Source organism: Stenotrophomonas sp., from assembly GCF_036662295.1.
Taxonomy (GTDB): Bacteria; Pseudomonadota; Gammaproteobacteria; order Xanthomonadales; family Xanthomonadaceae; genus Stenotrophomonas.
This window is the reverse complement of sequence record NZ_JAVWXA010000047.1, coordinates 1-4,661: the sequence shown is the minus strand read 5'-3', so window position 1 is coordinate 4,661 and position 4,661 is coordinate 1. Positions and strand designations below refer to the sequence as shown.

Sequence of the window (4,661 nt, the reverse complement as noted above, 5' to 3'; positions counted from 1 at the left end):
TGGGGTGGCACTACCGGCGTTGCCGTTGGATCGCGGATCGGGCAACCCGCGCCACCGCAACCACCGCCAGGGTAGAGCCACCCCATGGGTGGCTGCTATTGTCCGCCCCATGGACACCCCGATGACCGTGGATCGTGAGGTAGCCCACCACACCGCGCTCGATGCGCAGCTGGTGGAGGCGGTGGGTGGCATCAAGCTGCTCGGGCTGACCAGCTGGCCGGCGGCCCTGCAGGCGCCGTTCCTGGCCAGCGTGGCGCGTGGCCAGCCGGTATTGCCGCAGGTGATGTACCCGCGGCTGGATTTCGGCGATACCCGCCGCGCGCTGGCCGCGATCAGCGCCCAGTGCGATCCCTCCCATCCCATCGGCCTGTACGTGCAGCGCTCGGCACACAGCTGGGACCAGGCCGCCGGGTTGCTCGAATCGCTGGGCACCGCCGAGGTGGACCGCTATTCGGTGGCGCTGTTCGGTGCGCCCGAACAACCGCTGCCCGGCAACGGCCCCAGCACCCGCGATGCGGCCCGCCACTTCATCCAGATCGCACACGAACTGGACCACGAACTGCTGGCGCCGGAAGAGCAGGTGCCGGTCTCGGCCACCGCGCTGCAGCTGCAGTTGCAGAGCGACCTGGATGCCTTCTTCGAATCGCGCATCATCAGCGTGCAGCTGGACCCGGAGCTGATCTCCAAGGCCGCCGCCGGCCCCACCCGCATCCGCCTGCGCACCAGTGCGCGCTTCAGTGCCTACGACCGCGCCCAGCTGTTCCACCACGAGGCACTGGTGCATTCGCTGACCGCCTTGAATGGCCGCGAGCAGCCGCACCTGCCCAGCCTGGCGCTGTCCTCCCCGCGCGTGACCGCCACCCAGGAAGGCCTGGCCACCTTCGCCGAGCAGATCACCGGCAGCATCGACATCGAACGGCTCAAGCGCATCAGCCTGCGCACCGAGGCCATCGCGATGGCGCGCGAGGGCGCCGACTTCATCGAGGTGTTCCGCTACTTCTGCGAGGCCGGGCAGAACAACGAAGAGAGCTTCGCCTCGGCCCAGCGCGTGTTCCGCGGCGTGCCGCCCACTGGTGGCGCGGCCTTCACCAAGGACACCGTGTACCTGCGCGGACTGGTCTCGGTGCACACCTTCTTCCGCCACATGCTGGCCGAGGATCGCCTGCAGGTGTGCCGCTGGTTGTTCGCCGGCAAGATGTCGCTCACCGACGCGCTGGCCTTCGCACCGCTGTTCGAAGAGGGCATCCTGCGCCCGCCCCGCTGGCTGCCGCACTGGGTGAGCCGCGCCAACGGGCTGGCCGGCATGCTGGCGTTTTCGCTGTTCGCCAACCGCATCCGCATGGACCAGCTGGCGCCGGAGTAGGTCACCGCCGCTGGTGTTGGCCTGCCTGACGCCTCACCACCAACTGAGGCATCCCACCCAACCGGGGCAACCTACGCGGCCGACGGGTTGGCGGCTTCCCAGGCGATGTGGGCGTCGGCGAGTTCATACAGCTGCTCGACCAGGGCCATCGGCAGGCCATCGTCGTAGTCCTCGCTGTAGGCCTCGTCGAAGGGATCGATGGCGAGGTCGCCGTCCACCGCCTGCAACATCTGCGGTGGCATGCGCTGCAGTTCTTCGGGCGCGTGTTCGTGCGGACCGGCGCCGTCCCAGTGGCCGGGATCGAAGGCGATGCCGTGGTCGGCGTAGAAGCCGGCCAGGTAGCGCTGCTGCACCCGCGCGATCAGTTGGTGGGTGTCGCGCGCGTACTCGGGCACCGCGTCGATGGTCTCGTATTGTGCATGCCAGCCCGCACCCACGCTCCAGAACAGCATCAGCGCGGTGGCGCGGTCCAGGTCGGGCTGGTCGGCCAACCATGCCAGCGCACGCCCGTTGTCGCCATAGTTGGAGCGCGCGACATACAGATGCCGCTGCTCCGGCGTGGCCTGCACCAGATGGTCGTGCAGCAGGCGCCAGGTGGCGGCGCTGTAGTCCTGTTCGTTCATGGGCCGATGTCCGTGGCAGTGATGAGGGTGGCCATTCTAGCGGCCACGCGCAGGCATGCCGTGAGTTTCTTTGCGCTACGTCTCACTTCATCGCGCATCGCCACGCACGTAAGAATGCTTTCATCTTGCGCTCGCATGATGGCCGCGCACCTGCATCGCGCAGGTCACCATCCCCCCTGCAACGGACCATCATGCTCAACCGACCCCTGACGATCGCCGTGGCGATCGCGCTGTGCAGCGCTTCGGCCCACGCCGCCGACATAGACGCCAACAACGCCACCAACGCGAGCGTTGCGCTCAGCGCGCAGACCCTGGACACCGTGTCGGTGATCGGCCAGGGCGAAACCCGCCAGGTGCAGCGCATCGGCACGGTGGACAAGGAGGTGTTGCCGCCGGGCACCAGTGGGCAGAAGATCCTCGACCGCCTGCCGGGCGTGTCGGTGCAGTCCAATGATGCGTTCGGCGCCAACGAGGAATCGCAGAGCATCACCCTGCGCGGTTTCGACAAGAGTCGCCTGGGCTACACGCTGGACGGCATTCCGCTGGGCGACAACAGCTATGGCAACTACAACGGGCTGAGCATCGCGCGTGCGTTGATCGCCGAGAACCTCGCCGGTGCCGAGCTGTCCCAGGGCATCGGCTCGCTGGGTGTGGCCTCCACCAGCAACCTGGGCGGCACGATCCAGTACTTCTCCCAGGACCCGTCCACCGAGTTCGGCGGCCGCGCCAGCGTCACCGTGGGTGACGACAACCAGCGCCGCGGTTACCTGCGCGTGGACACCGGCGACCTCAACGGCTTCTCGGCCTACGTCTCCGGCGTGCACCAGGAGGCGGACATGTGGGCCGAGCCGAACCAGAACCAGACCACCCGGCAGTTCAACGCCAAGGCCGTGTGGAACGTGGGCGACCACCGCTTCGGTGCCTTCGTGGCCACCTCGCGGGTGAGCCAGGCCAACTACGCCTACCTGTCCAAGAGCATGCTCGCGCGCGGGCTGGGCTACGACTGGAACATCTACGCCCCGGACTGGGACCGCGCGGTGGCGGCGGCCTACTGCGCGCCCGGCACCTACAACGCGCAGAAGTGCGCCTTCAGCGGCGGCGTCAACAGCATCGATGATGCGTACTACCAGAGCCGCGCGCTGCGCGACGACAACCTGTACTCGGTCGATGCCGACCTGGCGCTGGGAGATACCGCGCGCCTGAAGCTGCTGGGCTACCACCACGAGAACCGCGGCCAGGGCCACTGGTGGGCACCGGGCCAGCCGTCCAACCCGGGCACCGCGCAGGCGCTGCCGATCTCCATCCGCAGCAGCAACTACACCATCAACCGGCAGGGCATCACGGCCGCGTTGAGCTGGCAGTGGGGCATCCACGCGCTGGAGGCGGGGCTGTGGTACGAGCGCAACGACCACAACGTGGAGCGCAACTTCTACTACATCACCGGGCCGTTCCTGGATGACGGGTACCTCAACCATCCCGACCGCCGCCTGTTCGACCAGGACTTCGATATCCGCACGCGGCAGTTCTACGTGCAGGACCGGATGCGCTTCCTGGATGACCGGCTCACGGTCGATGTGGGGATCAAGAGCCCCAACACGCGGATGACGGCCAACGCCAAGCCCGGCACGGAGACGGCCTATGCCTCGGGCACGCTGACGGCGAAGGAGTCGGTGCTGCCGCAGGCGGGCATCGGTTTCAAACTGAGCCCCAACCAGGAGCTGTTCGCTTCGTACTCGGAGAACATCGCCGCGTTCGTGGGCGGTGGCAGCGGTGGCCCGCTGCAGGTCTCGCCGGAATCGTTCGCGGCCAGCGCGGGGCTGGAGCCGGAAAAATCGAAGACGCTGGAAGCGGGCTTCCGTACCTTTGGCGAGAAGTACCAGGCGTCGATCGCGGCGTACCACGTGATGTTCGACAACCGGCTGCTGTCGCTCAATCCGTGCACGAGCATCGAGGTGGGCACGCGCCCGGAGTGCGTGACGCGCTTCATCAACGTAGGCTCGGTAAAGAGCCGCGGCGCGGAGCTGACGTTCATCCTCAAGCCGATGGACGGGCTGCAGTGGTACAACGCGCTGTCGTGGAACAAGACGACGTACGAGGACAACTACACCTCGGGCGGGGCGGTCGTGCCGGTGGCGGGCAAGATCACCGTGGATACGCCGCAGCGGATGGCGTCGAGCGAGATCAGCTGGAACCGGGACGGTTTCTTCGCGAGCCTGCGCGCCAAGTACACGGGCAAGCGCTACTACACCTACACCAACGACCAGTCGGTGGCGGGCGTGACGACGTTCGATGCGGGGGTGGGCTACGCGTTCGGACCGGGGCTGGGCCTGCGCGACGTGAAGGTGTCGCTCAATGCGACCAACCTGACCAACAAGCGCTACGCGGGCCAGCTCAGTTCTTTCGCACCGACCGATCCGACCGGCACCCGCTACGCGATCCACGCCAGCGCGCCGCGCCAGGTATTCATGACGGTGGCGGCGGAGTTCTGATTTTCTGGTTTTTTAAGAGCGGTATAGCAATTTCAAGAGCAACAGCAACAGCAACAGCAACAGCAACGGCGCCTCATTTGCTGGATCGCTCGCTTGGCCGGGCACGGGTGGGGTGGCGGGACACGCCGTGAATCCGTCCGTGGAGGCTCGCATGCGCCATCCATGGCGCATGACGGTCCCGCCACC

At 67.2% G+C, this 4,661-nt stretch carries 3 protein-coding genes; 2 read left to right on the top strand and 1 reads right to left on the bottom strand.

Annotation, left to right across the window (positions count from 1 at the left end; genetic code table 11):
- Nucleotides 1-109: 109 nt before the first annotated feature.
- Nucleotides 110-1,363: a flavohemoglobin expression-modulating QEGLA motif protein gene (locus RSA25_RS10930; protein WP_332808932.1), complete on the top strand. Its 1,254-nt coding sequence runs from the start codon at nucleotides 110-112 to the stop codon at nucleotides 1,361-1,363.
- Between the two features lie 71 nt (nucleotides 1,364-1,434).
- Here the strand turns inward: RSA25_RS10930 and RSA25_RS10925 are convergent, their stop codons facing one another.
- Nucleotides 1,435-1,986: a DUF4274 domain-containing protein gene (locus RSA25_RS10925; protein ID WP_332808910.1), complete on the bottom strand. Its 552-nt coding sequence runs from the start codon at nucleotides 1,984-1,986 to the stop codon at nucleotides 1,435-1,437.
- Nucleotides 1,987-2,177: 191 nt separating this feature from the next.
- On the opposite strand from RSA25_RS10925, the gene RSA25_RS10920 reads away from it, so the two are divergent.
- Nucleotides 2,178-4,475 carry a TonB-dependent receptor gene (locus tag RSA25_RS10920; protein WP_332808909.1) on the top strand — a complete coding sequence of 766 codons (2,298 nt, stop codon included), beginning with the start codon at nucleotides 2,178-2,180 and terminating at the stop codon, nucleotides 4,473-4,475.
- Nucleotides 4,476-4,661 lie beyond the last annotated feature (186 nt).